The sequence below is a fragment of the Pseudomonas sp. TE36184 genome, assembly GCF_054060055.1.
In genome coordinates this window covers 2,615,052-2,640,182 of record NZ_JBSSCU010000001.1, presented here as the reverse complement: position 1 = coordinate 2,640,182, position 25,131 = coordinate 2,615,052, and the positions used below count along the sequence as shown (strand labels likewise).

Below are 25,131 nucleotides of genomic sequence, written 5' to 3'. Positions count from 1 at the left end.
TCGTGGGGTGGTCGGCCATAACGGTCAGCTGCTGATCTTATTGGGTTTAGGAAAAGTCTGAGTTTCTGAGCGGCCTTTCTGGCAGCCGGCTTTGCGTAAAGTTTTTACTATCAAGTGACGGGGGGCGGATAAACCTGAGTTGCATCGCTCAAGGGTAAAAAACGCTCTCAATCTGCTCTCGTCAGTTGTTCAAGTTGGAAAGGTTCGCTTGTAACCGTGTCGAGGGATAGGCGCCGGGCTTGACGGCTATTGATTGATTTTTCCAGAAAGGAGCTGTGGCTGTTATGCGTATTAGTAATTCACAGTTGTTTCCACAAACAATGCCTGAGCCTGCGACTTATCCTCCCAGCCAACCGCCTGTTAATCAGGCGCGAGAGCCAGCGCGCGAGCACGGTTTGCCATGGACCGAGCGCGCACTCGCTTCGGATGCCGCGGCCGCTCGTTCAAGAAGAAATACGCCATCCATGCCTGTAGCGTCTGCGACCACGACGTCAACGCTTAATAAAGTCAGCGATCCAAAACTGGAAATCAAGAAGGTAGCCACATCGCCCAATGGGTTGTATGGCCTGAGTTACTCGCTGTCCGCGCCTGGCGCTGGGTTGAGTAACATTACGTTTCCAATGAGTATCGACGAAGGCCTTCAACGAAAAGGAAGCAAGGACGCAGGGATTTATTATGCGATGCAGTTTGGCGTCAATGATGCACAAGGTCGGCCTCTTGGCCGTGGCTATATTGGGATGCAGCCGCGCGGGGATGGCAAGGCGCTGATTGTGTTTTCTGGAAACGGTGAGCATTTCAAAGCGCCACAAGGCCGCCCCGAGTTTGATGGGGGAAAGGGCGCCAGTAACAGCACCTTGGTAGATTTTAAATTTGGGAATAAATATAACCTCACGGTAGAACGAGATCCTGAGGATGCCCATAAGTTGAGGGGGTTTATTCAGGACGTTACCGATGCCGACATGCCGGGCCCCAAGCAGCATGTCAAAGATATTTATGTCGATCAGAAGTTTGCCTTGGCTGGCAGAGACAGAGGCTTCGTCGAACATTACGGCGCGAAAATAGACCGAAGTTCGCAGATCGCACCTACTCGCGGTAGTTTCTCCGCCCCCTTTACTACAGACGATAAGGGCAATGTCAGGGTGGGTGAAATCAAGAGTGATGGGCTCTATGGCCGGTACAAGAACTCGATGGTGGGACTGCAGCGGGTGATCAGCGAAGCGGGTAAAGGTAAGGAAATACAATTCTCTTTTCAGGGCGCAGGTTATGAGAAGAAAGCCTGAAGGCGCTGTTGATAGAGCCTGAGTAAGCGTTTCAACGCTACGCCTGTTGGAGTTGCGCCCCTTGAAAATGTTGGCGATGCAAAAAACCGGAAGGCCCACGCAGGTGAGGATTTCCGGTTTTTCTTCTTGGGCCGCGCTCGCTTTGTGGGCGGCCCTCAATCTGGGTTTGCCCGCGCATTGGGATGTGCGTCAGCCGAAGCGGTAGATGTCCATGCCCAGCGCGCCCATGGTGAAGCCTTGGTGCGCCACGCTGAAGTCGCCGCCGGCACCCCGCGCAAAGTAGAGCGGCAGTAAATGTTCATCACTGGGATGGCTGCGCACGGCGTTGGGCGCCTGGCGGCGATAATCGTGCAGCGCGGCTTCGTCGTTGGCGGCAAGCTTGTCCACCATCCAGTCACGAAACGCCCGCGCCCACGGCTCGATGCTTTCGGACCCGGCGTGCCAATCCAGTTCACCGAGGTTGTGGGTGATGCTGCCGGAGCCGATCAGCAACACGCCTTGTTCGCGCAGGCTGGCGAGGGCGTGTCCGACCCGGGTCTGCAGGGCAGGGCCCATACGGCTGGGCAAGGACACTTGCACCACCGGGATATCCGCGGCCGGATACATCAGCGACAGCGGCACCCAGGCGCCGTGGTCGAAGGGACGGCGCTCATCGATGCGCGCATTCAAGCCATCGGCGTGCAGCAACTCGACAATCTCGCGCGCCAATTGCGGGTCGCCCGGCGCCGGGTATTGCACGGCAAACAACTCGGCCGGAAAGCCGCCGAAGTCATGCCAGGTTTCCGGTGCGGCGTTGCAGCTGACCAGCAATTCCTGGCTTTCCCAATGCGCCGACACCACCACAATCGCCTTCGGCCGTGGCAGTTCAGCCGCCAGGCGCTGCAGAGCCGGGCCGCTGGCACCGGGTTGCAGGGCGAGCATGGGCGAACCATGGGAGATAAACAGAGTGGGGAGCATAAGAAGGGCCCTCAGGGTTAACATGCCCCATCTTCAATCAGATCAATGATCTAAATCTAATATAAGTTTTAGTGCCTTTTGATCGAATTTTTAGGGTGATGTATGGATTCTCAGTTTTGGCGGGAGCGCTGGGCACGTAATCAGATCGGTTTTCACTTGCCCGAGGTCAACCCCTATCTGCAACGGCACTGGCCGCAGTTGGCGGTCGCGCAGGGGGCAAAGGTGCTGGTGCCCTTGTGTGGCAAAAGCCTGGATCTGGTGTGGCTGGCCAGTCAAGGCTGTCGCGTGCTCGGGGTAGAGCTGTCGGAGCAGGCGGTTGAGGCATTCTTCAGTGAGCAGGGGCTGATACCGCATATCAGCCAACGTGGCGTGTTCAAGGTGTACCAGGCGGATGTGATCGAGGTGTGGTGCGGTGATTTCTTCGCGCTGGACGCGCAGGCGCTGCTCGATTGCACGGCGCTTTATGATCGCGCGGCGTTGATCGCCTTGCCGCCGCTGATGCGGGCGCGCTACACCGAGCACCTCAATACGCTTCTGGGGCCGGGTTGCAAGGGGTTGCTGATTACCCTCGACTACGACCAGACGCAAAAGGCCGGCCCACCGTTTGCGGTGACCGATGATGAGGTGAAGGCGCTGCTGGGGGCGCACTGGGCCCTCGAAGTGCTTGAGGAGCAGGACGTTTTGGGTGAGAGCTGGAAGTTCGTTCAGGACGGCGTAACCCGGCTGGAAGAGCGAGTCTATCGACTCACGAAGCGCTGAGTCCTGGGCGGGTAAGGCGCCCACAAAAAAGGGGCGATCAGATCGCCCCTTTCCGTGTCGCCGCCAAGCGGTCAGCCGCGACGACGCAGTGCGTCAATCCGCTCTTCCAGCGGCGGGTGGCTCATGAACATGCGCGCCAGGCCCTGCTTGATGCCGCCGTTGATGCCAAACGCGGTCAGGCTGTCCGGCATATGCACCGGCAGGCCCTGTTCGGAGCGCAGGTGCTGCAAGGCTGCAATCATCGCCCCGGTGCCGGCCAGGCGGGCACCGGCTTCGTCCGCGCGAAATTCCCGTTTGCGCGAGAACCACATGACGATCGCGCTGGCCAGGAAGCCCAGCACCAGTTCAGCGAAGATGGTTGCCACGTAGTAGGCAATGCCGCGGCCTTCTTCGTTCTTGAAGATCACCTTGTCGACGAAGTTGCCGATGATTCGCGCGAAGAACATCACGAAGGTGTTCACCACGCCCTGGACCAGCGCCAGGGTGACCATGTCACCGTTCGCCACGTGGCCGATCTCGTGGGCCAGCACCGCCTTGACTTCATCGTAGGAGAAGCGCTCCAGCATGCCCTGGCTCACCGCAACGAGCGCGTCGTTCTTGTTCCAGCCGGTGGCAAAGGCGTTGGCTTCATAGGCCGGGAAGATCCCGACCTCCGGCATCTTGATACCGGCCTCGCGGGACAACTGTTCGACGGTCTGCAGCAACCATTGCTCATGCCGGGTGCGTGGCTGAGTGATGACCTGGGTGCTGGTGCTCATCTTCGCCATCCACTTGGAGATGAACAGCGAGAACAGCGAGCCGGCAAAACCAAAGACCGCACAGAAGATCAGCAGCTGATTGAGGTTCAGATCAACCCCGTTGGCCGCCATGAACCCGTTGAAGCCGAAAAGGCTCAGGGTGATGCTGGCAATCAGCACGACCGCCAGGTTAGTGGCCAAGAACAGCAGGATGCGCATCATGGTTGTAGAGTTCTCCTCATGCTAAATATGTCGCGTACTGCGGGGTATATAAGGTGCGACATGGGGTGATTCAACCGAGCGACTATTTCAAACTGTGTCCTACAGCCTGAATGTAGAGTCTTGAAGGGAATTTCCGACCTGTATTGCCCCGCTTGATCAGCCTCCTGTTGCCTCGCGGCCCTTTGATTATAAGGGGCACGCGCTGGGAGAGGGGCAAACGCAGTGCGGAGCGGGGCAATGGGCAGAGAAGTGTTGCCAGATACTCGCTGTACGACCAGATCCCGGTCGTACAGCGTCATAGTCGTTACTGGCGATAGGACTTGAGGAAGTTGCCGATGCGACCGATGGCCATGTCCAGGTCATCCACACGCGGCAAGGTCACCACGCGGAAGTGATCCGGCCACGGCCAGTTGAACGCGGTGCCTTGCACCACCAGGAGCTTTTCCGACAGCAGCAGGTCGAGCACGAACTTCTCGTCGTTGAGGATCGGGCAGACTTTCGGGTCGATGCGTGGGAAGGCGTACAGCGCGCCCATCGGTTTCACGCAACTGACGCCGGGAATGTCGTTGAGCAATTCCCAGGTGCGGTTGCGTTGCTCCAACAGGCGGCCCTGAGGCAGCAGCAGATCGTTGATGCTCTGGTAACCGCCCAGCGCGGTCTGGATCGCGTGCTGGCTCGGTACGTTGGCACACAGGCGCATATTGGCCAGCATGTCGATGCCTTCAATGTAGCTCTGGGCGTTGTGCTTGGGCCCGGAGATGGCGACCCAGCCGGAGCGGAAACCCGCCACGCGGTAGGACTTGGACAAGCCGTTGAAGGTCAGGCAGAGCAGGTCCGGCGCGAGGGAGGCGGTGCAGATGTGGACGGCATCGTCGTAGAGGATCTTGTCGTAGATCTCGTCGGAGAACACCACCAGGTTGTGCTGGCGCGCCAGCTCGAGCATGCCCAGCAGCACTTCCCGCGAGTACACGGCGCCGGTCGGGTTGTTCGGGTTGATGATGACCAGCGCCTTGGTGTTCGGGGTGATCTTGGCCTTGATGTCGGCCAGGTCCGGGAACCAGTCGGCGCCTTCGTCGCACAGGTAGTGTACCGGGCGGCCACCGGCCAGGGTCACCGCGGCGGTCCACAGCGGGTAGTCCGGCGCCGGCACCAGCACTTCGTCGCTATTGTTGAGCAAGGCCTGCATCGACATCACGATCAGTTCGGACACGCCGTTGCCCAGGTAGATGTCCTCGATGCCGACACCTTCGACCTGCTTCTGCTGGTAATACTGCATCACCGCCTTGCGCGCACTGAACAGGCCTTTGGAGTCGCTGTAGCCCTGGGCGGTGGGGCAGGTTGCGGATCACGTCCTGGAGGATTTCGTCCGGCGCTTCGAAACCAAAGGGCGCCGGGTTGCCAATGTTCAGCTTGAGGATGCGATGGCCTTCCTCTTCCAGGCGCTTGGCGTGCTTGAGCACCGGGCCGCGAATGTCGTAGCAGACGTTGGCGAGCTTGTTCGATTTGCTGACCTGCATGGCGATGTGATCCTGAAAATGAACGATCCAGACGGTACGGAGCCTACCGTGCTGAGAATCCTGCGTTGGTCGCACCCATAAATACGTTTGAATGCCGCTAACGCGGGTGCCAGACTGCCGGGTTGAAGAGGCGCAATCATACGTGCCGCCTGATCCCTGGAAAAGACACAGATCAGGGTTTTTCAGTTGCCGAGGTGTACTGATGGAAAAGCTGCAGAAAACCATTGAAGAATGGAAAGCGATGCTCGATCCGGAGCAATACAACGTGTGCCGCCTGAAGGGCACCGAACGGCCGTTTTCCGGCAAGTACAATGCCACCAAGACCGACGGCGTGTATCACTGCATCTGCTGCAATGAGCCACTGTTCGACTCTTCCACCAAGTTCGATTCCGGCTGCGGCTGGCCCAGCTTCTACGCACCGATCGCCGACCGCGCGATGATCGAGATCCGCGATGTCAGCCACGGCATGATCCGCACCGAAGTCACCTGCGCCAAGTGCGACGCGCACCTGGGGCATGTGTTCCCGGATGGCCCGCCGCCGACCGGCCTGCGCTATTGCATCAACTCGGTGTGCCTGGACCTCGTGCCGCGCTGAGCCTGAGTCGCCCCTGCGTCTTGCGCGGGGGCGATGTATACCGGGCTATCAGTTTGATCAATTCAATTGCACGCAATTGAATTGCTCGCTATGTTTTTCCTTCTTTCTCCTGATCCGAGGCATTGCCATGAGCGATAACCTGCTGAGCATCCCTTGCACCACCATCAAGGGTGAGCAAAAGACCTTGGCCGATTTTGCCGGCAAGGCCATTCTTGTGGTCAACACTGCCAGCAAATGCGGCTTCACCCCGCAGTACAAGGGCCTGGAGCAACTCTGGCAGCAGTACAAGGACCAGGGCCTGGTGGTGCTGGGGTTTCCGTGCAACCAGTTCGGCAAGCAGGAACCGGGCAACGAAGGCGCGATTGCCGAGTTCTGCGAGCTGAATTTCGGCGTCAGCTTCCCGTTGTTCAAGAAGATCGACGTCAATGGCGGCGCTGCCCACCCGCTGTTCGTGCAGTTGAAAAAACGCGCGCCGGGCCTGCTGGGTTCCAAGGGCATCAAGTGGAATTTCACCAAGTTCCTCATCGGTCGCGACGGCCAGGTGGTCAAGCGCTTTGCGCCAACCACCAAGCCCCAGGAGTTGACCCAAGAGATCGAAGCCCTGCTCAAATGACCGACCTGCCCACCGTGTCCCTGGCGCTGGACAACCAGCTGTGTTTCAAGCTCTACGCCGCATCGCGCGCGGTGACCCGCGCCTATAAACCGATGCTTGACCAGTTGGGCCTGACCTACCCGCAATACGTGGTGATGCTGGTGTTGTGGGAATGGCACCACGCGACGCCGCCCCAGCCCACGGTCAAGGCCCTGGGCGAGCGCTTGATGCTCGATTCGGGCACGCTGACACCGCTGCTCAAGCGCCTGGAGCAGCTTGGGTTGGTGAGGCGCCAGCGCAGCGCGCAGGATGAACGCGAAGTGCATTTGAGCCTGAGCCACGCCGGGGTGCAGTTGCGCGGCCAGGCCCATCAGTTGAAAACCCGCTTGCTGTGCGACAGCGGTGTCGACCTCAACCAGGCCGATGCCTTGCGCGAGGGGTTGGACCAATTGCTCGCGCAGATCAGAGACTTGTCGTCTTAGGCACCCACAGGTCCAGCAGCGCATTGAGTTCTTCGCGGCGAAACGGCTTGGCCAGGTAGTCATTCATCCCCGCCGCCCGGCAACGCTCGCGTTCTTCCGACAGCGCGTTGGCGGTCAGGGCGACAATGGGCAGGTCCGGCCAGCGCCCGCTGCGACGAATCTGCCGACTGGCCTCGTAGCCATCCATCACCGGCATGTTGCAGTCCATCAGCACCATGTCGAAGTGCTGTTCTTCGAGGAACCTGAGCGCTTCGCCACCATGGGCGGCGACGATCACTTCGCAGCCCAACTTGCTGAGCATGCCCTTGGCCACCAGTTGATTGACCGGGTTGTCCTCCACCAGCAGGATGCGTGCCCGGTGGACCAGGGGCGTGGCATCGAGTGCGATCGGGTCGAGGATCAAGTGCGCGTCGCTGCGCAGATTACGTTGCAGGATCTGGTACAGCGCGTTGCGGCTCAAAGGGCGCGCCTGTTGCTGCAACGGCGCCAGGGCCGCGACTTCCTCACTGGGCATGAAATTGCCATAGGCGGTCACCAGCAGGATCGGCGCCGTGATGGCCGGGCGCAGGCGAAACAGGCACTCCGGGCAGTCCGTGATCAACAAGTCGGGTTTTTTCCCGCTCAAGTCCTCATCGATAGAATAGCAATGCACTGTCAGCCCCCAGTGAGGTAACAGGGTACTGAGCAGCTCCGCCAGGCCGCTGTCGGCACTGGTGATTGCAATGACTTCGCCCGTCAGCGGCGCGAGCCGGGGCCCAGGCAAATGGGCGGGCAGCGGCAGGTCGGCGCAGAACTGGCTGCCGAAGCCGACTTCCGAACTGATGCTCAGCCGACCGTGCATCGCCTCGCACAGGTTATGGGTCAGCGCCAGGCCCAGGCCGGTGCCGCCAAACTGGCGGGTGATGCCCGCGCCAGCCTGGGTGAACGGCTGGAAGATCTTCACCTGCGCGTCCTGGGCAATGCCGATCCCGGTGTCGCACACTTCGATTTTTACTCGGCCATCCTGGGCGCTGAGGCGCACATCCACGCGGCCGAAGCGCGTGAACTTCAAGGCGTTGGACAGCAGGTTACTGACGATCTGCCGCACACGTGTCGGGTCGCCGAGCACCTGCGCCGGGAACTGCGGGTCGATCAGGCACGTCAGTTCGACACTCGGCGCGGCGTTCTGCGATAACAGGTTGGCGGTGTCTTCCACCAGCGCGCCGAGGTCGAACGGGATGCGCTCCAGCTCCAACTGGCCCGCGTCGAACTTGGACAGGTCGAGGATATCGTTGAGCAGTTCCACCAGCACCTTGCCGGAATCATGGGCGATCGACAGTTGCTGGCGCTGCTCGGCGTTGAGCGGGCTGTCCAGCGACAGCGCGATCATGCCCAGCAACCCATTGAGCGGCGTGCGGATTTCGTGACTCATATTGGCCAGGAACGCCGCCCGCGCCTGAGCCATGCCCAGCGCGTTCATTTTTGCTGCTTCCAACTCATCGTTGGACTGGCTCAAGCGCTGGTTGCTGGCCTTGAGCTCCAGCGTGCGCGCCGAGACGATGTTTTCCAGTTGTCCCAGGTACTCGGTGAGGCGGTCCTCGGCGTGACGGCGCTGCTGGATCTCGGTTTCCAGGGTGTCGAATTGCTGGTTGGCCATGTTGACCAGCACGCCGATTTCATCGTGCTCGTGCCCCGGCGGGCAATCCAGGCGTGTCTGCCTGCGCGTGCTCAGCTCGCGAATGATGCGTACCAGCGGTTGGGTCAGCATCACATAGAACAGGCCCAGCAGGATCCCGGTCAGCAGCAGGCTGCGCACAAACCCGTTGATCAGGGTGACCTCGGCGCGGTGCAGGAAGCGGCTGCCAAAGGCGTAGGTGTCTACGTCGAGGCGCAGCACGCCAAGGGATTCGTTGGGCATATGGCTGAGGAACAGCCGGTCTTCAAACTGGCGGTTGGCGCCGAACAGGAAATCGCTGACGGGCCGGTAGGGGCTTTCCTTGCGCGGCCGTCCGACGTCGGCCAGTACCACGCCGTTGTTGTCGGTCAACCGCGCCTGAATGATGGCGGGGGAGTGCAACAGGCCGAGGGTCAGCTCCTGGGCCAGCTCGGCGTCGATGTTGTAGGCGATGCGCGACGCCGGGTTATGGCTGATTTCAATCAGCGAACGAATTTCACGGTTGATGGATGCGTCTTCGCTGGCATAATCAATGCCGATCTGGATCAGGCTGAGCAAGGTTCCCAAGACGAAACCGACCAGCACAGTCAATCTGGCTTGTTTATAAGACAAGCGGTGGGCGAACTTGATATCCATCGAGTGTTGAACCACTTCACGTTTCCCTTCGCCCGGCAAGCATAGCTGAACATCCACAGGTTCAGGCTTGCCCGGCACGAATCGTCAGTTTTAGAGGTGCAGCCCGGAGCGCTCGGCCGCAGGGTTGCCAATACGCCATCTTTTACAAGAACTTGCCAGAGGAATAGTCGTGGATTCTCGATTGAATGCCTTTCTTGAGCGTGCCGATGCCGTACTCGCGCGCCTGGAACCCCTGTTGCCAGCCCCGCGCCAAACCATCGACTGGAACCAATGCCTTGCGGCCCGTTGGCAGCGTGAGGGTCGCAGCGGCTTCCTGCTGCCGCTGGAGGTCAGCCTGGACATGCGTCTGTCCGACTTGATCGGTGTGGACAAGCAGCGTGAAACATTGGCGCGCAACACCCAACAGTTCCTCGACGGCCTGCCCGCCAACCATGCGCTGCTGTGGGGCTCGCGCGGCACGGGGAAATCGTCGATGGTGCGCGCCTTGCTCGCCCAGCACGCCAGCGCCGGTTTACGCTTGATCGAAATCGAACGCGATCACCTCGCCGACCTGCCGCGTGTGGTCGAACAACTGCTCAAGCTGCCGCAGCGTTTCATTCTGTTCTGCGATGACCTGTCGTTCGAGGCCGGTGAAGGCGATTACCGCGTGCTCAAGAGCGTGCTGGACGGTTCCCTGGAACAGGCGCCGGAAAACGTGCTGCTGTATGCCACGTCCAACCGTCGTCACCTGGTGCCGGAAAACCAGAGCGACAACGATAACTGGAAACGCGTGGATGGCGAGCTGCACCCGAGTGAGGCGGTGGAAGACAAGATCGCCTTGTCCGATCGTTTTGGCCTGTGGCTGTCGTTCTACCCATTCACCCAGGAACATTTCCTGAACGTGGTGGAACACTGGATCGGCGAGCTGGCGCGCAAGGCCGGCCTGCAGTGGCAGCGTGATGAAGACCTCGATATCCTCGCCGTGCGCTGGGCCACCGGGCGTGGCAACCGCAACGGCCGTTGCGCGTATCAATTCGCCCGTTACTGGGTGGGCCTCAAATTGCTGGAGCGTCAACCATGATCGATTTGCAGCAGGCCGGCAGCGGTCTGGATGGCTATGCCATGTTGTGTGCGCAGTTGGAGTCGCTGCTGGCCGATGAGCGCGATTTCATCGCCAACAGCGCGCAGTTCTCTGCGTTTTTGTTCAATCAGTTGGATGACTTGAACTGGGCCGGTTTCTACCTCAACCGTCACGAAGAGTTGGTGTTGGGGCCGTTCCAGGGGCAGATCGCGTGTGTACGCATTCCGTTCGGGCGTGGCGTGTGCGGTGCGGCGGCCGCGTCGCGCCAGACCCAGCGGGTGGAAGATGTGCATGCGTTCCCGGGGCATATCGCCTGTGACAGCGCATCGAACAGTGAACTGGTGGTGCCGCTGGTCAAGGATGGCCGACTGATTGGCGTCCTCGACCTCGACAGCCCGTCGCTGGCCCGGTTTACCGCGCAAGACCAGGTTGGTATCGAGCAGTTGGCGGCGATTTTCCTGCGCCTGACCGACTGCTGACCGACCGTTGCGGGGGCGGGCCGTGCGGCGCGCTCCTGCCTACCCTGGAGAGCCCAGGCCGTTGAGTTGCATGTGCAGCAGGCGCTCCAGTTCCAGCATGCACTTTTCCAGGGTCTTGATGCCGGTTTCGATCACCGCCCGATCATCGCCGCGGGCGCAGGCCTGCTCCAGCGCTTCGCATTGCGCCGCCAGTACACTGGCCTGGACGATACGCGCAGCGCCCTTGATCTTGTGGGCCTGCTCGATGATGTCCTGCAGTGAAGCCTGCTGGGCCCACAACGTGACCAATATCTGGCGATCGTGACAGCTGCTGCTCAGCAGTTCCTCAAGCAGCCGCCGAGTCAGTTGCGGATCGCCGCCCGTCAGCGCATCCAGGTGGCTGAGGTCGAGTCGCGGGCCGGACGGCTGCGGCGCGATCTGCGCCAGTTGCCGTTCCAGCGCCGTGAGGCTGATCGGTTTGAACAGGCAGTCGTTCATCCCGGCTTCGGCGCAGCGCAGCTTCTCTTCGGGCTGGGCGTTGGCGGTAAACCCCAGGACCACGCAGGGTGTCAGTTGCTCCCGCTGCTCATACTCACGGATCGAGCGGCTTAACTCATAGCCATTCATGATGGGCATGTTGCAGTCGGCGATCACCAGGTCGAAGTGTGCCTGGCGCCAGGCCTGGAACCCGGCGGCGCCATGTTGGGCTGCGGTGAACTGGTGGCCCAGGTAACCCAGTTGCTGGCACATCAGCAGGCGATTCGCCGGATGATCATCCACCACCAGCACGTTGAGCACCGGCGCCGGTGCGGGCGCGGCCGGCAGGGGTTCGTCCGCGGCCTGGATGGGCTGCAGGCAGTTCATCTTCAGGCTGACATGCACCTGGGTGCCGACCATGGGCACGCTGCTCAGGCTCAGTTGCCCGCCCATCATCGCGCACAGGCTGCGGCAGATCACCAGCCCCAGGCCCGCGCCGCTGCGGGCCAATTGCCCGGAATTGTCGGCCTGGGCAAAGGGTTCGAACAGGCGCAACTGGTCGTCGCGGCTGATGCCGATCCCCGTGTCTTCGACCACCAGCTTCATTTCGACTTGCTGTGCCAATTCGGTGGCTTGCACCTGCACCTTGATCTTTACCTGCCCGCGCTCGGTGAACTTGATCGCATTGCTCACCAGGTTGGACAGCACCTGCTTGAAGCGCAGCGGGTCGATCAGCACGTCGGTGTCATCGAGTTCGGGCTTGAACTCCAGCAGCAAACTCAGGGTTTTCTGGCGTGCCAGGCCGTCGAACACCCGCACCACCGACTCGATCACTTCCCGCAGGTTCACACGCTCCGGCGCCAGGCTCAGGCGGCCGGATTCGATCCGCGCAATGTCCAGAATATCACCGATCAGCTCCAGCAGGTCCTTGGCCGAGTGGTAGGCGACTTCGATCGCCGGGCGGTCGAGATGCCCCTGGTCGGCGCGCTTGAGGGTCAGTTCGAGCATGCCGATCACCGCAATCATAGACGTGGATTGTAGAAACGCTACAATCCATTATCTACAAGGGCTTAAGACGTTATGACAGAGCAAAAACCATTGCCCAGGGCGTTCTCTGACGTGTTCAGAAACGACGAAACGATAAACGTGTATAGCTACATCAGATTTTCCTCCAAAGCCCAAAGCTTGGGCTTTGGGGAGGTTCGACAACTCGAACAAATCAACCGATTTTTCGAGCAATATCCTATCGCTCGACTTGTCGAGCGCTACGAAGATTTAGGCGTGTCTGCTTTCAAGGGCAAAAATCTAAAATCAGGACAATTAGCTAGATTCGTTGAACGTATCAAGTCAAAAGAAATTCTGCCTAACTCTCTACTTTTAGTAGAGAGCTTTGACAGAATAAGTCGAATGGGCGGTTATGACGCATTAGAACTTATTATCTCAATCATTCAATCAGACTGTGCAATTTACACACTTTTTGATAATCGTCTTTATTCGAAACGAAAGAAAGATAGTAGCGTTGATATTAGTCTAATACAGAATATTCTTGAACGTGCAAATGATGAATCTCGTGCTAAATCAGAACGAATTTTAGACGCAAAAAAACGGAATAGAGAAAAAGGCGAAAATGGCGGAGTTATCACTAAACAATGTCCTTTCTGGATTTCGTTTGTAGATAATAAATTCGTACTAAATGAACATTCAAATGCTGTAAGGCGTATGACAGAGCTTTGCTATGAGATGGGTTTTCAATCAATTGCACAGCAGTTAAATAGAGAAAATCACCCACGAAAATACACAAGTAGCACTGTGAGCAAAGTGCTTCACAAACACGCAATTTACGGCTCTTATCTTGCTCTAAAACTTGACGAAAATGGCGTTAGAAACGTCTTTAACAAAGAGATAAAAAACTATTATCCTTCTGTGATTAGCGAGTCCGAATTTCACAGAATTAGTGCAAAACTTCAAGAGAGATTAGACCCAAAATTCTCTGGTAGAAAAGCGGAGGATTTTAGAAACATTTTTAGGGGTTTGGCATTTTGTAAGTGCGGTTCTACATTTCGCTTTCATAAGCAGAAAAACCATTATGTTGATTTAGTCTGTCAAGCCTCAACGTTTAATAACTGCGAATATGCACTAGAAAAAAAGGGTGTTAGACATAGATATTTTCTGATTGAAGATTTGTTTATGATGTATCACAAACAAATCCCGTTTGAAACGATTCTTGTCAAATCTGACGATATTAAAATGCTTGAAAAAGAGCAGCAAGAAAATGCTGGTTTGATTATTGCGAAAGAAAAAGCACTTGCAAATAACTTTTCAATTCTCGAAAAGTCATCAGAAAATTCACAAAAGTATATTTTGAGTAGAATTGATGAAGTGAGTCTCGAACTCGACGAACTGAAAAAAAATCAGTACGAGTTGTCATTGAGAATTAATAATTTGCACATAACGGATAAAACGTCTGTTCATACACACGATGTGTATAAGCTTCTTTTAAGCGAAAATGGTCGTATAAAAATCAATAATTTTTTACACTCGCAAAAAGTAAAATTGATTATCACGCCAGTGAAAAAAAAGCATTTCTCTATTGATATTTTTCACGCAGATAGACTGATTGATACAATCGACGTTGCAAATGACGAATATACTGCACGTCTAAAATCTCACCTTGAATGAAACCGATTAGCCCTTTTAGTTGAGCGATTAGAAATCGCTTAACTAAAAGCACTTAAAGTGTTTCACGTGAAACTATTAATGTTTTTACGTCTGCGATGCGTAGGTCTTGTTACTTCTAAACCTTCTTTTTCAAGCTCTGAAACTTCTGTGTCAATCATATTATCAACAAGCAAAATATCACTTTCATCAGCTTTATCACTTTCAGTGATTCTATTCGCTTTTTCTTCAACATCTTGTCGTTTAATCAAAATTTCAAGCGTTGAGTCATTTCTTATACTATTCACCCACCCAATCAAGCTCGATTTAAAATCATTAAAGGCCTTTACAATAAAATTCAACTTCGCTTTTTCAAGCATTATTTGAGACTTTTTATTGTCCAGTTCAATCTCTTTAATCTCTAATTCTTTTAGTTTTGTTTCTGCTTCTTTCTGTGCAAGAACCGCCACAGTCGTTACGTTCTGCGCTTCTAAAACGAGTTTTGAGGCGTTTTGAGCTTCTGCTTTTGCTTTGTCATACTCGTGACGTTGTGCAGTCTTACGCCTGCCCACGTTGACCCTCAACGGTTTGTGGTGTGTGTGATCGATATTACAATGCTTCAATACTGACTGATTAAACTGTAATTTCAACTTCGCTAAAACGTTCTTTCTATCCAAATCAGCCAATCTCTGCCCTGAAAAAATCCTAGGAACAAGAAGGTTTAAGTGAGGATTTGCCTGGTCGTGTATATTCAAAAAACACGCTCGACCAAAACGATTAACATCCTCTTTTATCTCTAATTCTATGTGAATTGTATTGACCAAATCTTTTGATATTTTTGTCCATTGTTCAGCGGTAGGCTTATGCGGAGGGGGTAATATAAAGTTAAAAGATTGAGCAAAAGACTCAACTTTTCTACCTCCTTTTTTGTTTTTCGCATCGAATGAAATCGTTTCTTGAATAGTGTTATTAAGAAACGTATTTACGTCAGAGTTGAACAGTGAGTAGATAGTCGTGTTTTTATGATTCTTGTGCTTCGCACTTGCTAAATAACTAGCATATTCAGACAATCCAAAATCTTTATTTTTGACACGCTCTGTTGTTACAGTCCAGTTTTTTATGCTCATATCGAACCTTCAAAAATGGTTCGACAGGTCTTACAAACTATTGTAAATTTCGGAAAATCAAACTCTGTGCTTGTATGCCAAAGAAGACCGTGTTGGGTTTTTTTCTTGCAGTTCGCACAGAGTAAATATAAGTTATTCATTTGTGTTTTAAGTTGTTATACCTTTATAGTAGCATATCGTAACAACGAAATTTCATAGTTGTTCAGCCGATTAGTCAGAGTTCAAGATAGGACAACCCTGAAGGGTTGACGGGCTGGCGCCCTTCCTCTTGCTAGGGGATACCCCTAGAACCCAAAATCAAAAGCCTAAAAGCCTAATCAAAAGCGCCTAAACGAATTATCTCTACGTGTATTTAAAATCTGCTGTTTATCAACAGTCGATTTTAAAGACACTTTACGAGATTTAAAAAATAGACGCACAACATCGTTAACGATAAAAACCAAGGCAAGACGTTCAGACATATTGCTACGTTCTTGACCAAGAAAAACTACTTGCCTAACAATTTCCCGCTCTTTGTTTTTTGAACTTGCTTGATATGTTTCGACAAGCTCAATCAGCAAAAGTAGTTGCTGAATATTATTCGCATTGCTCAATAATATCTGAAATGCTCTGACGACTTTCAAGTCTCTTATTGAGCCAATCAGATTTTCTGCTTTTTTTCTAACTTCTATTTCGCTCATAGTAATTTGTATTTTGTATCATTATACAATTACTATGTTCTGACTTACCTTTTAACCCCCCTTGCGGGGGGAAGGGGGGAGATGGTAAATAACGGCAGTACCTGCCGCATAGATAACAATTTTAATAATACGGGTTTGTCGGCAAATTATAAGTCTTAATAACAACGCCCTTGCTTAAATACTCTGGATTTCTCCAAAAGTCTCCATCTTGCATTGTCCAGAGTGTTTTTGACTCTTCACAACTTCGTGTTTTAAAGTTAAAACTGTGACTTATTTCCAGCGCCGTACTTCCTCGCTCATTAATGTCGTCTTTGTTTTTACAATCACGAGAAGCAGCTTGATAAGCTCTTACAGACTCTTGTCGTTCTTTATCTGTCATTCTGTCTTTTACTGAAACTTTATTTTCAATTACAGTTCCTGCCGGAACATTGCTAGTAGTTTCAAAATATCCCGCATTTACCGCAATGCACAGCGCAAATAGCACAAACGAAAATTTAAAAAAATCATTCATGTTTAGTTCCTGCACTGTTGTGCATATGCTTTATTTGAACATCATCATAGACAGAAGCTTTTTCAAAATCTGCGCGACGCTCTTTATCCATGCGTTGATAAAGCCCAATAAAAAAGAAATTCGTATTGAGATAAATGCTGTTGTTTTCGTCCACAATTAACACTTTTTTAGTAATGAGTGTTTTCCAATTTCGATTTATTACAGAAGCGCTGATTTTCGTTTTTGCTGCGATTGACGCTTGTGTCATTGCAACAACATTACCCCATTTTAGCGTGTCTAAAATGTGCACGATAATCTTAAATTCCGTCGGTGTTAATTCTAGTTTTAGTAGATTCTCTGAAAAGCCGTAAAAATATTTCACGTCTTTCTTTAACGAATTTTCTTTATCTAATTCTATTTTAGTCGTTACTTTTGCATTGATTTGTTTGTCATCGTCATTAGCGTTTTTCTTGTCATTTACATATCTACTATGTAATACAGACATTGCTGATTCAACAGCGCGATTGACTTGTTCAGCAATAAATTGAGCATTGTCAGAATTTGCAGGTCTAAAATTATCATCTTGTTCAATGTTTGCACTATTAACATCTATAAATTCATTCATTTATTTCCTCATTTTGTTAGTCATAATCATAGCGTAGCATTTAGATTTGAGAAATAAAGACTTAAACGACAAAATAATTAACTTTTTTGAAATTAAAATTTCTGTATGAGCAATTTTTCTTGTTTAAGAGAACTTGGAGAAGGTTTATTTATTGATTGAGAAGTTAATTGCACTGTCGAAATAGTCATTGACGAAAAAGTCAACGTCATTGACGAAAAAGTAAAAGTGCATTGATAAAAAAGTCATAAGCATTGATTAAAAAATCAATGACTATTGATGGAAAAGTATATGAGCATTGATTAAAAAGTACATAAACATTGATTTTTTAGTCAATACCGAAGGGCTGTAAGCCACGTATAACGTGGCTTTGAGGGTTGCTTAAGATGGTAATGAGGTAAGGCTTTTAAGGTTTAATAAGGCCCGTAAGAAGCAATTAAAAATACACGGCATAAACTGCCGTTAATTTACTTATTTTTTTGTAAAAGCAATAAAGCAGAAAAGCATTAAAAAGCGATTTGGCTATTCTCTCTTGATGATTCACCCATTACGTTGCCCCCGAGGGGTCAGGTGAATTACTCACGTCCAGATAGCGCCCGCGCCTATGCGGCGTTTTCGGGCGATTTGTCAAAAAATGCACGTCAAGATACACTCAAATCACGTTCTACAATCTGCGCCTATGATTGCGTTCATCGGGGTGCGGATTTCGTGGCTCATGGTTGCCAGAAAGGTGCTCTTGGCACGGTTGGCTTCGTCGGCACGTTCCTTGGCGGCGCGCAGCTCATCGAACAGCTGGCGTCGTTCGCTGATGTCGATCCAGCCGCCGATGATGCCCTGGACTTCGCCGGTGGAGTCGCGGTAGGGCAGTATCCAGTGGTAGATCGTCAGCTTTTTGCCATTGATGAGCAGGGTGCGATCAAGGATCAGCGGGTTGCCCTCGGCGACCACGCGCAGATAGTCGGCGTGATACTGAGCCGCTTCGGTTGCCTGGGCCGTGCTCATCTGCATCACACTTTTGCCGATGACCTCTTCGCGCTTGACGTCGAACACCTGCAGGTAGCTGTCGTTGCAGGTCTGCAACAGGCCGTTGCGGTCGCGGACATAGATCGGGTGCGGCGTTTCGTTGACCAGTGCGCGCATGAATTCGAACTGGTCGTTGAGGGCGCGTTCGGCCATCTTGCGGTGCTTGATCTCCCGGCGCATGTAGGCGTTCCAGGTCAGGGAAATCAGCAGCAGCAGGCCGGTGACGAGGATGATCTGGGCAATCAGGTGGTGGTAGTTGCGCCAGTAGCTGTCGGAGGCGGCGGCGTAGCCTCGCCAACGGCTGTTGATCACCCCGAGCTCATCGGGGGCGATGCTCAGCAGCGCCTTGTCGAGGATCGCGCTCAACTCGGTGGCACCCCGTGACGTGGCCAGCGCAAAGACTGCGGGGAGGGTGCCGATGCTGCCGCTGATCTGCAGTTTGTCCTGAAACACTTGGGAGGACAGAAAATAGTTGGCGATCACCAACGAGTTCACCGCGCCTTCCACATGCCCCTGGGCCAGGAGTTCCGAGGCCTTGAAGGTATCACTGGTTTCCACCAGGCGAATGTGCGGGAAATCCTTGCGCAGAAGGCTTTCCAGAGGGTTGCCTTGGGTGATCGCCAGGCGCTTGCCTGCCATCTGTTCAAGATTCGATGGGGCGTTGGGTTCCTTGCGCGTGAGCAATACGTAGGAGTTTTCCAGATAGGGACGACTGAAGTTCAGTTGAGCTTCGCGTTCCGTGCTGGGAATGATGGCGCCGATGAGGTCGGCTTTGCCGGTATCGACTTGCTCGATCATCGCGTTGACATCGCGTGCGCGCAGGATCTCGAAGCGCAACCCGGTGCGCAGGCGGATCAGCTCCAGGAGGTCGGCGGTGATGCCGCGGAAGTTGCCGTCGGCATCGAAGAAGGTCAATGGCGCGAAGGTTTCGTTGGCGATTACCCGGACCACCGGGTGCGCCTTCAGCCAGCGTTCCTCGCGTTGCGTCAGTTGCAGTTTTTGCGCGGTGAGCAGGATGTCGCTGCCCGCACTCCAGCGTTTGGCAATGCTCTCCTGCTCATTGGTCGGCACCGCCGCCAGCACCGCGTTGAGGATGCTCAAGAGGGTGTGCTGGTCCTGGCGCACGGCAAAGCTGAAACCATAGGCTTCGTGCTTGCCGAAGTTGGCCATGCGGATATTTTTCAGGTAGCCCTTGTTGATCATGTAATGGGTGGAAATGGTGTCGCCGAGAAACACATCCGCCTGGTCGAATGCCACCGCATTCAGGGCGTTCTGATAAGAGGGGTAGGTGTGGATGATCGCCTCGGGATACAGCTTCTCGACTTCGCCCAGCGGCAGGTAGTGATAGACCAGGCTCAGGCGCAGCCCGGCCAGGCCCTCACTGAGGCTGCGGGTTTCGCCCTCGCGTGTCACCAGCACTGGCTGGTCCACGGCATACGGTGCTGAAAGGGTGAGCAGCGGGTTGGTGGCCTCAAAGCCATTGGACGAGCCCAGCAGGTCGATTTCACCGGCTTCAAGCGCCTGAATGGAGGCTTCCCGGTTGGGGTAGCGCAGCACTCTGACGGGGAGCGCCAGCGCCTTGGCCAACAGCCCGGCGTAATCGGCCGTGAGCCCCTCATAGTCGCGTCCGCTGGCCGTGAGGTCGAAGGGCGGGTAGTCGGGAGCTGCCGCGCCGAGCACCAGTTCGCGTTTGTTCTGCAGCCACTGGCGTTGCGTCTTGTCCAGTTGAGTGTCCAGTTGAACGGCGCCTGCGCGGCTCAATAAGGTGAAGTGTTCCGGTTCCGTTTGAGCAGCGAGCACAGAGGTGCTCAAGCACACGCCTGCGCTCAATATGATCAGATAGTCCTTTATACGCCTGGGCATCCGCTTTCTCACACTAGCGCGTTTCGTTTTGCCAACTCGATAAGTTCTACCAAGGACTTGGCTTTGAGTTTTTGCATAAGCCTCTTTTTGTAGGTGCTGACGGTTTTGTTACTGAGAAACATACCTTTGGCAATTTCCTTGTTGGTGCGACCTTGTGCAAAAAGTTGCAAGACCATTAATTCGCGATCATTCACTGCCTTGAATAGTTCCAGTTCCTGGGAATTACTGTCCGGGCCGCAGGCGTTCAATGCCTGGCTGGGGAAGTAGTTGTAGCCGGATAATACAGCGCGGATGGCACTCAGCAGTTCACTCAGGTCGCCCTCTTTGCACACATAGCCGTCGGCGCCCGAGCGCATGCAGCGGGTGGCGAACAGGGTTGGGCATTGGGCCGTCAGAATCAGGGTTTTCATCGAAGTATTCATTGCGTTAAATCGGCACAGCACTTCGAGGCCATCAAGTTTTGGAATACTGATATCCAGAATGATCAGGTCTGGAAGGCATTCGCGAACCATTTGTATTGCATCACAACCGTTATCCGTTTCGCCGACGACTTTATAGCCTTCGTGTTCCAACAACATACGAATCGCCAGCCTGATAACAGGATGGTCATCAATAATGAAAACTGTGTTCATAATCACATTCCATGCAAGTGCAAATAAAGCGGGCACATTAGCTCAGAAGGCGAGGCGGGAGCATGGAGGTGAGGGGGCGTAGATACAGAACAGGAATATTCCTACATTAAAAAAGGTATTTCCTTACGATCTATCAAGGCTTTGTGGACGTCTGTTTCAGAATTCGGTCGGCGATGCGGGTTCGGGCCTTGGCCCACCGGTTAAGCGGTTGTTGTGGTGAGTTTTTCCTATGTGGAGATGTTTAAATTCCTACATTTACAGCGGGCTTATCAGCGTCATTAGTTCGTCCCGGTTTAACGGTTTTGATAAATAGCCAAGTAACGGCAAGTTACGTTGTAAGGCTTGAGTCTTCAGATTCGCCAGTTCGGGCAGGGGCAGCCCGCTCAACAGGATCGCCCCTGCGATAAACCCCCGCCGACCGGCGATTTCGACTAACTCAAGCCCGGGCAGATCTGGCAGGCATTGGTCGCACAGCATGAGGTCGAAGGGCCGTTCGGACTGGGTCATCAAGCGGATCGCCTGTTCGGCGTTTTCCGCCAGGGTCAGGTGCTCGAAGCCGAAGCTGTTGAGCAGGCACTGGGTTGCCAGGAGCTGAAAGGGGTGATCCTCCACCAACAGGATGCGAAGGCAATTCTTGAACATAGGAAGGGCACACGGTGAGTCAAGCGGCGATTGGGCGGGGCGTAGGAAGGCGCCCTATGCCCTTTAAGAGCGTGCGTGATTATTCATCGGGTGTTTGTACTGATTCGATCAGGCCGCTCTGTTCCCTTCGTAGGTAGATTCTGTTCAGGCAACAGGCAGCTGGATCAGTCATCTATTGCGGGCTGGAACGCCCGGTCATTTCCCGCGCCATCTCGGTGGCGTAGCTGTCGGTCATGCCGGCGATGAAATCGATCATCCGCAGGAACGAGGCGTGCAGCGACCAGGCCGGGTCGGGGGCACTGTTGCCCAGCAAGTCGAGGATGCGCCGGTTCTTGAACGACGGCGTGCGCCCGCCGTGCTGTTCAAGCGCCGCCCCGCAGAAGGCGTTGAGGAGGATTTCCAGGGTGGTGTAGGCGCCGATTTCATGCAGGGTCTTGCGCTTGTCCTGGAAGATTTTCTTGCGCGCCATGTCCTTGGCATCCAGCACGCAGCGTTTGGCGGGGCCGTGCATATGCTCGACCAGATCACCGTGCAAGGTGCCGGCGAGCAAGGCGTCCTGTTGTTCGACGAAAGCGCGTGCGGCGGCGTTGGTCAGGTGTTCGATGGCTTTGCCGCGCAGGATCGCCAGTTTGCGCCGCCGTGAATCCTGGGCGCCCAGTTGCCGGTAGGTTTGCGGCAGGTCGTCGCCGACCAGGTCGAGCAGCAGCGACTCGACTTCGGCATATTGCAGCAAGTCCATTTCCAAGCCGTCTTCCAGGTCGATCAGCGCGTAGCAGATGTCGTCCGCGGCCTCCATCAAGTACACCAGCGGATGGCGCGCCCAGCGTTGTTCTTCCAGTTGCGGCAGGCCGAGCTTGTGGGCGATCTGCTCAAGAATCGGCAATTCGCTCTGGTAGCAGCCGAACTTGTGTTTCTTGTAGCCCAGGGAGTCGGCATGGCGGGCGGTCCACGGGTATTTCAGGTAGGTGCCCAAGGTCGCGTAGGTCAGCCGCGTGCCGCCGTCGAACTGGTGGTATTCCAGCTGGGTCAGCACCCTGAAGCCCTGGGCGTTGCCTTCGAAATTGAGGAAGTCATTGCGCTCGGCCACGCTCATGTCGTCCAGCCAGCCGCGCCCGGCGGCCTGCTGGAACCAATGGCGGATGGCGTCTTCGCCGGAGTGTCCGAAGGGCGGGTTGCCGATGTCGTGGGCCAGGCAGGCCGATTGCACCACCATGCCCAGGTCGCTCGGGTCGCACCACTCGGGCAGGGCGCTGCGCAGGGTTTCGCCCACGCGCATGCCGAGGGAGCGGCCGACGCAGCTGACTTCCAGGGAGTGGGTCAGACGGGTGTGGATATGGTCGTTGCTCGACACCGGGTGGACTTGAGTCTTGCGCCCCAGGCGGCGGAACGCGCCGGAGAAAATGATGCGGTCATGGTCTTTGTGAAACGGGCTACGGCCCAATTCTTCCGGGCTGTGCAGGGGCTTTCCAAGACGTTCGCGAGTCAGCAGGGTGGGCCAATCCAAGGCGGGTACTCTCCGTGCGGTGAATGACTCGCCCAGCTTCCCGGTTCCGGGTGGGCGGAGCAAGCGAAAATCTACAGGCCGACCGCGTCGATATCGATTAACAGCAAGCGCTGACCGTTATCGAAGAATTGTCCGGCGGTCAGGCAATACTGGTTGGTGGTGGCGTCGCGGTAGGTCGAAGACAGCGTCAAGCGGCGCTCGTCCCAGCCTTCGGCCAGCAGATGATAGAAATACGGGCGCCACGACCAATTGTGGCCGAGGTAGCGGCTGTCGGCTTGCCAGGCGTCCTGGCGCCATTCGAAATTGGGGGTCAGTTGGGTGCCATGCCGGTCGCACTGGTAGAACCGCAGCAGCCAGGGATAATCCGGCAATTGCGGCAAATGGCTCAGCGGCGCCTGGCCCTGGGCCCAGGTCTGGAGGATTTTCATCAGTTCGGCCAGTTGTTGGCGCAATTGCATGATGCGTCCGCGTTCGGCGAGTTTTTTCTGCACGTAGGCGCCACGCAGTTGGGCGAAGCGCGGCACGAAAGCATCGGCGGCGAACCAGTCCAGTTGCGCCTGGGCAAACAGATAGCCCTGCACATACCGCGAGCCGCATTCCAGCGCAAAACTCAACTGCGCCTCGGTCTCCACCCCTTCGGCAATGATCCAGCAGCCGGTTTTTTCCGCCATTTGCGCCAGTGCCCGCACCACTTCACTGCTGGGGCCCCCTTTGGCGGCCTCCTGAAACAGGCGCATGTCCAGCTTGAGAATGTCCGGCTGCAACGCCAGCACGCGGTCGAGCTGCGAATAGCCGGCGCCGAAGTCATCGATGGCGATGCGCGCGCCGGCCTCGCGATAGCGCGCCACCACGTCGGCCAGGCGCTGGATATCGCCGCCCAGCTCAGTGATCTCGAACACGATGCGCTGTGGATCGACGCCGTGAGCCTGCACCTGTTGCAAACTGGGCAGGGCCTGGCCGGCACGCAGGCGATTGATCCAGCGCGGTGAGATATTCAGGCTCAGAAACCAGTCCTGCGGTACCTCGTGCAGACGGCTCAAGGCGTTGTCGCGGATCTGCCGGTCCAGGCGCCGCAAGGCCACGCCTGAGGTGCGCGGGTCGGCGAACAACGGGCCGACCGACAGCAGGCGACCGTCAGCCTGGCGCAGGCGGCCGAGAGCCTCGACGCCGGCGATGCGCCCGGTGGCGGTGTCGATGAAGGGTTGGAAGCAGGCGAGCGGTTGCCCGTCGATCACGGGGCCTCCTTAAAAACGTTGGCAACAAAGTGCCCGGCCCTCGTTGACGAGGGCCGGGCCGATTCTGTTTGCAAGAATGCAGCCAGCAGGCCTCAACCTTTGCGTGAGGCGCCCTGCATGGCTAATTTGATCAGTGGGATCAAACCGGCGCCCAGCCGTACCAGGCGGGTCAGGCTGCTGAGACTGCCGCCCTTGGCGCCCTTGCCGGTAAAGAAGCCGATCAGCGTCACTGCGGCCACGCCCCACAGCGGCGCATGCTTGATGCCCAGGCTGTCCTGCCAGTGCTGGCCCATGTTGCGCACCTTATTCAGGGGCGCCATCAGTTGCTGGGACTCGTGGCGGATTTCCTGGCGGTGCATTTCCATGCGCAGGCGGATCAATGCCTTGCGCATTTCCCGGCGCGAGTTGGTGGGTGGGATTTCAGTCAGGCTCATGGCAGCAGGCGCTCCCGGTCATTGGCCAGCTCTTCGAGGGTGGCGTGGAACGGCGTGGACTCATCGAACACCGCCGCCTTCAAGCGCACACCGCAGAATGCAGCGGCCAGGGTATAGAACACGCAGAGGCAGATGATTCCGGTCAGGCGGTAGCCGGTGTCCCACACCAGAATCATCACCAATGTCGACAACCCCACCAGCAACAGCAGGGCAAACACCAGGGCCAGCCCGGCAAACAGCAGCAGGCTGACGGTGCGCGCTTTCTGCTCCTGCAGCTCGATGCCGAACAGTTCGACATGGCTGTGCAGCAAGCCCAGTACGGCTGCGCCCAGGCGTCGGGACGTTGAACTTGGGCCCGTGGACGAGCCGGATTCGCCGATAGACATAGGATTAGCGCCTTGTAGCCAACAGACCGATCAAGAAGCCCACGCCGGCGGCAATGCCCACTGATTGCCAAGGGTTGGCCTGCACATAATCTTCGGTCGCGGTGACGGCGGCCTTGCTGCGGTCGCGCAGGGAGTCTTCGGTCAGTTGCAGGGTTTCACGGGCCTTGAGCAGGCTGTCGTGGATCTTGGCGCGCAGCTCGTCGGCCTGGTCACCGGCCAGGATGGCGGTGTCGTCCAGCAACTTTTCAGTATCACTGACCAGCGTTTGAAAATCCGCCATCAGTATTTCTTGAGCCGTCTGTGCTGTTTTGCTGGCCATGGTTATCTCCGTGAGTGGCTGATCGGTACGTGTGGTTTCGAGTCACCGGTATCGGTGAAGGTTCATTGCAAATGACTGGTACAGCTTTTGCTT

At 55.3% G+C, this 25,131-nt stretch carries 22 protein-coding genes and 3 pseudogenes; 8 read left to right on the top strand and 17 right to left on the bottom strand.

What is annotated here, in order from left to right; genetic code table 11:
- The first annotated feature begins 284 nt into the window (after positions 1 to 284).
- Positions 285 to 1,280 carry a hypothetical protein gene (locus ACVWZP_RS11570; RefSeq protein WP_457369755.1) on the top strand — a complete coding sequence of 332 codons (996 nt, stop codon included), beginning with the start codon at positions 285 to 287 and terminating at the stop codon, positions 1,278 to 1,280.
- 189 nt (positions 1,281 to 1,469) lie between these two features.
- Here the strand turns inward: ACVWZP_RS11570 and ACVWZP_RS11565 are convergent, their stop codons facing one another.
- Positions 1,470 to 2,237: a DODA-type extradiol aromatic ring-opening family dioxygenase gene (locus tag ACVWZP_RS11565; RefSeq protein ID WP_457369754.1), complete on the bottom strand. Its 768-nt coding sequence runs from the start codon at positions 2,235 to 2,237 to the stop codon at positions 1,470 to 1,472.
- A gap of 102 nt (positions 2,238 to 2,339) precedes the next feature.
- On the opposite strand from ACVWZP_RS11565, the gene ACVWZP_RS11560 reads away from it, so the two are divergent.
- On the top strand, positions 2,340 to 2,996 hold the full coding sequence (locus ACVWZP_RS11560; RefSeq protein ID WP_261754679.1) for a thiopurine S-methyltransferase: 657 nt from the start codon (positions 2,340 to 2,342) through the stop codon (positions 2,994 to 2,996).
- A 71-nt stretch (positions 2,997 to 3,067) separates the two neighbouring features.
- On the opposite strand, the gene htpX is transcribed toward ACVWZP_RS11560, so the two are convergent.
- Both htpX and ACVWZP_RS11550 read right to left on the bottom strand, forming a co-directional pair.
- A complete protein-coding gene (gene htpX, locus ACVWZP_RS11555; RefSeq protein ID WP_017849408.1) occupies positions 3,068 to 3,955 on the bottom strand; it encodes a protease HtpX in 888 nt (295 codons plus the stop codon).
- Between the two features lie 304 nt (positions 3,956 to 4,259).
- Positions 4,260 to 5,472 (bottom strand): annotated as a pseudogene (locus ACVWZP_RS11550) (pyridoxal phosphate-dependent aminotransferase).
- 202 nt (positions 5,473 to 5,674) lie between these two features.
- Between ACVWZP_RS11550 and msrB the strand changes: the two are divergent.
- From msrB to ACVWZP_RS11535, 3 genes are all read left to right on the top strand, one after another.
- Positions 5,675 to 6,067 (top strand): peptide-methionine (R)-S-oxide reductase MsrB, encoded by a 393-nt coding sequence (gene msrB, locus ACVWZP_RS11545; protein WP_134939760.1) that lies wholly within the window; start codon positions 5,675 to 5,677, stop codon positions 6,065 to 6,067.
- Between the two features lie 127 nt (positions 6,068 to 6,194).
- Positions 6,195 to 6,680, top strand: coding sequence for a glutathione peroxidase (locus ACVWZP_RS11540; protein ID WP_017849411.1), 486 nt, complete (start codon positions 6,195 to 6,197; stop codon positions 6,678 to 6,680).
- Positions 6,677 to 7,141 (top strand): MarR family winged helix-turn-helix transcriptional regulator, encoded by a 465-nt coding sequence (locus ACVWZP_RS11535; protein ID WP_046384229.1) that lies wholly within the window; start codon positions 6,677 to 6,679, stop codon positions 7,139 to 7,141. Before ACVWZP_RS11540 ends, ACVWZP_RS11535 begins: the two co-directional genes overlap by 4 nt.
- On the opposite strand, the gene ACVWZP_RS11530 is transcribed toward ACVWZP_RS11535, so the two are convergent.
- The gene (locus ACVWZP_RS11530; RefSeq protein ID WP_457369753.1) at positions 7,122 to 9,431 is read right to left on the bottom strand and encodes a response regulator; all 2,310 of its coding nucleotides are present in this window, start codon (positions 9,429 to 9,431) and stop codon (positions 7,122 to 7,124) included. The genes ACVWZP_RS11535 and ACVWZP_RS11530 overlap by 20 nt on opposite strands.
- A gap of 169 nt (positions 9,432 to 9,600) precedes the next feature.
- On the opposite strand from ACVWZP_RS11530, the gene ACVWZP_RS11525 reads away from it, so the two are divergent.
- Together ACVWZP_RS11525 and ACVWZP_RS11520 are read left to right on the top strand one after the other, a co-directional pair.
- Positions 9,601 to 10,491 (top strand): ATP-binding protein, encoded by an 891-nt coding sequence (locus ACVWZP_RS11525; RefSeq protein ID WP_026140337.1) that lies wholly within the window; start codon positions 9,601 to 9,603, stop codon positions 10,489 to 10,491.
- On the top strand, positions 10,488 to 10,970 hold the full coding sequence (locus tag ACVWZP_RS11520; protein ID WP_017849415.1) for a GAF domain-containing protein: 483 nt from the start codon (positions 10,488 to 10,490) through the stop codon (positions 10,968 to 10,970). The genes ACVWZP_RS11525 and ACVWZP_RS11520 overlap by 4 nt, the downstream gene beginning before the upstream one ends.
- 39 nt (positions 10,971 to 11,009) lie before the next feature.
- Here ACVWZP_RS11520 and ACVWZP_RS11515 read toward each other — a convergent pair.
- Positions 11,010 to 12,458 (bottom strand): annotated as a pseudogene (locus ACVWZP_RS11515) (ATP-binding protein); the annotation flags it as partial.
- A 114-nt stretch (positions 12,459 to 12,572) separates the two neighbouring features.
- Here ACVWZP_RS11515 and ACVWZP_RS11510 point away from each other — a divergent pair.
- Positions 12,573 to 14,105, top strand: coding sequence for a recombinase family protein (locus ACVWZP_RS11510; protein WP_457369752.1), 1,533 nt, complete (start codon positions 12,573 to 12,575; stop codon positions 14,103 to 14,105).
- Positions 14,106 to 14,167: 62 nt separating this feature from the next.
- On the opposite strand, the gene ACVWZP_RS11505 is transcribed toward ACVWZP_RS11510, so the two are convergent.
- The 12 genes and pseudogenes from ACVWZP_RS11505 to ACVWZP_RS11450 all read right to left on the bottom strand — a co-directional run bounded on the left by ACVWZP_RS11505 (position 14,168) and on the right by ACVWZP_RS11450 (position 25,038).
- The gene (locus ACVWZP_RS11505) at positions 14,168 to 15,208 is read right to left on the bottom strand and encodes a hypothetical protein (RefSeq protein ID WP_457369751.1); all 1,041 of its coding nucleotides are present in this window, start codon (positions 15,206 to 15,208) and stop codon (positions 14,168 to 14,170) included.
- A gap of 317 nt (positions 15,209 to 15,525) precedes the next feature.
- Entirely contained in the window at positions 15,526 to 15,888 is a 363-nt protein-coding gene (locus ACVWZP_RS11500) for a hypothetical protein (RefSeq protein WP_457369750.1), read from the bottom strand.
- A gap of 121 nt (positions 15,889 to 16,009) precedes the next feature.
- Positions 16,010 to 16,399, bottom strand: a complete 390-nt coding sequence (locus ACVWZP_RS11495) for a hypothetical protein (protein WP_457369749.1) — start codon at positions 16,397 to 16,399, stop codon at positions 16,010 to 16,012.
- Entirely contained in the window at positions 16,392 to 17,003 is a 612-nt protein-coding gene (locus ACVWZP_RS11490; RefSeq protein ID WP_457369748.1) for a replication/maintenance protein RepL, read from the bottom strand. The genes ACVWZP_RS11495 and ACVWZP_RS11490 overlap by 8 nt, the downstream gene beginning before the upstream one ends.
- Before the next feature lie 672 nt (positions 17,004 to 17,675).
- A pseudogene (locus ACVWZP_RS11485) lies at positions 17,676 to 19,886 on the bottom strand (transporter substrate-binding domain-containing protein); the annotation flags it as partial.
- Between the two features lie 8 nt (positions 19,887 to 19,894).
- Complete coding sequence (locus ACVWZP_RS11480) at positions 19,895 to 20,518, bottom strand: response regulator transcription factor (RefSeq protein WP_017849417.1); 624 nt, start codon at positions 20,516 to 20,518, stop codon at positions 19,895 to 19,897.
- 255 nt (positions 20,519 to 20,773) lie between these two features.
- A complete protein-coding gene (locus ACVWZP_RS11475; RefSeq protein ID WP_017849418.1) occupies positions 20,774 to 21,160 on the bottom strand; it encodes a response regulator in 387 nt (128 codons plus the stop codon).
- Between the two features lie 172 nt (positions 21,161 to 21,332).
- On the bottom strand, positions 21,333 to 22,664 hold the full coding sequence (locus tag ACVWZP_RS11470; protein WP_017849419.1) for a deoxyguanosinetriphosphate triphosphohydrolase: 1,332 nt from the start codon (positions 22,662 to 22,664) through the stop codon (positions 21,333 to 21,335).
- Between the two features lie 71 nt (positions 22,665 to 22,735).
- Entirely contained in the window at positions 22,736 to 23,899 is a 1,164-nt protein-coding gene (locus tag ACVWZP_RS11465) for an EAL domain-containing protein (RefSeq protein ID WP_126587920.1), read from the bottom strand.
- Positions 23,900 to 23,991: 92 nt separating this feature from the next.
- Positions 23,992 to 24,333 carry a hypothetical protein gene (locus ACVWZP_RS11460; protein ID WP_017849421.1) on the bottom strand — a complete coding sequence of 114 codons (342 nt, stop codon included), beginning with the start codon at positions 24,331 to 24,333 and terminating at the stop codon, positions 23,992 to 23,994.
- A complete protein-coding gene (locus tag ACVWZP_RS11455) occupies positions 24,330 to 24,719 on the bottom strand; it encodes a phage holin family protein (RefSeq protein WP_017849422.1) in 390 nt (129 codons plus the stop codon). Before ACVWZP_RS11455 ends, ACVWZP_RS11460 begins: the two co-directional genes overlap by 4 nt.
- A gap of 4 nt (positions 24,720 to 24,723) precedes the next feature.
- A complete protein-coding gene (locus tag ACVWZP_RS11450; RefSeq protein ID WP_017849423.1) occupies positions 24,724 to 25,038 on the bottom strand; it encodes a DUF883 family protein in 315 nt (104 codons plus the stop codon).
- Between the last annotated feature and the right edge of the window lie 93 nt (positions 25,039 to 25,131).

Bases quoted from the DNA above. Each gene is read 5' to 3' on its own strand.
- ACVWZP_RS11505 (WP_457369751.1), bottom strand. From the start codon at position 15,208: ATGAGCATAAAAAACTGGACTGTAACAACAGAGCGTGTCAAAAATAAA.
- ACVWZP_RS11560 (WP_261754679.1), top strand. From the start codon at position 2,340: ATGGATTCTCAGTTTTGGCGGGAGCGCTGGGCACGTAATCAGATCGGT.
- ACVWZP_RS11570 (WP_457369755.1), top strand. From the start codon at position 285: ATGCGTATTAGTAATTCACAGTTGTTTCCACAAACAATGCCTGAGCCT.
- ACVWZP_RS11455 (WP_017849422.1), bottom strand. From the start codon at position 24,719: ATGTCTATCGGCGAATCCGGCTCGTCCACGGGCCCAAGTTCAACGTCC.
- ACVWZP_RS11530 (WP_457369753.1), bottom strand. From the start codon at position 9,431: ATGGATATCAAGTTCGCCCACCGCTTGTCTTATAAACAAGCCAGATTG.
- msrB (WP_134939760.1), top strand. From the start codon at position 5,675: ATGGAAAAGCTGCAGAAAACCATTGAAGAATGGAAAGCGATGCTCGAT.
- ACVWZP_RS11520 (WP_017849415.1), top strand. From the start codon at position 10,488: ATGATCGATTTGCAGCAGGCCGGCAGCGGTCTGGATGGCTATGCCATG.
- ACVWZP_RS11500 (WP_457369750.1), bottom strand. From the start codon at position 15,888: ATGAGCGAAATAGAAGTTAGAAAAAAAGCAGAAAATCTGATTGGCTCA.
- ACVWZP_RS11535 (WP_046384229.1), top strand. From the start codon at position 6,677: ATGACCGACCTGCCCACCGTGTCCCTGGCGCTGGACAACCAGCTGTGT.
- ACVWZP_RS11460 (WP_017849421.1), bottom strand. From the start codon at position 24,333: ATGAGCCTGACTGAAATCCCACCCACCAACTCGCGCCGGGAAATGCGC.
- ACVWZP_RS11475 (WP_017849418.1), bottom strand. From the start codon at position 21,160: ATGTTCAAGAATTGCCTTCGCATCCTGTTGGTGGAGGATCACCCCTTT.
- ACVWZP_RS11540 (WP_017849411.1), top strand. From the start codon at position 6,195: ATGAGCGATAACCTGCTGAGCATCCCTTGCACCACCATCAAGGGTGAG.
- ACVWZP_RS11490 (WP_457369748.1), bottom strand. From the start codon at position 17,003: ATGAATGAATTTATAGATGTTAATAGTGCAAACATTGAACAAGATGAT.
- ACVWZP_RS11495 (WP_457369749.1), bottom strand. From the start codon at position 16,399: ATGAATGATTTTTTTAAATTTTCGTTTGTGCTATTTGCGCTGTGCATT.
- ACVWZP_RS11565 (WP_457369754.1), bottom strand. From the start codon at position 2,237: ATGCTCCCCACTCTGTTTATCTCCCATGGTTCGCCCATGCTCGCCCTG.
- ACVWZP_RS11450 (WP_017849423.1), bottom strand. From the start codon at position 25,038: ATGGCCAGCAAAACAGCACAGACGGCTCAAGAAATACTGATGGCGGAT.
- htpX (WP_017849408.1), bottom strand. From the start codon at position 3,955: ATGATGCGCATCCTGCTGTTCTTGGCCACTAACCTGGCGGTCGTGCTG.
- ACVWZP_RS11480 (WP_017849417.1), bottom strand. From the start codon at position 20,518: ATGAACACAGTTTTCATTATTGATGACCATCCTGTTATCAGGCTGGCG.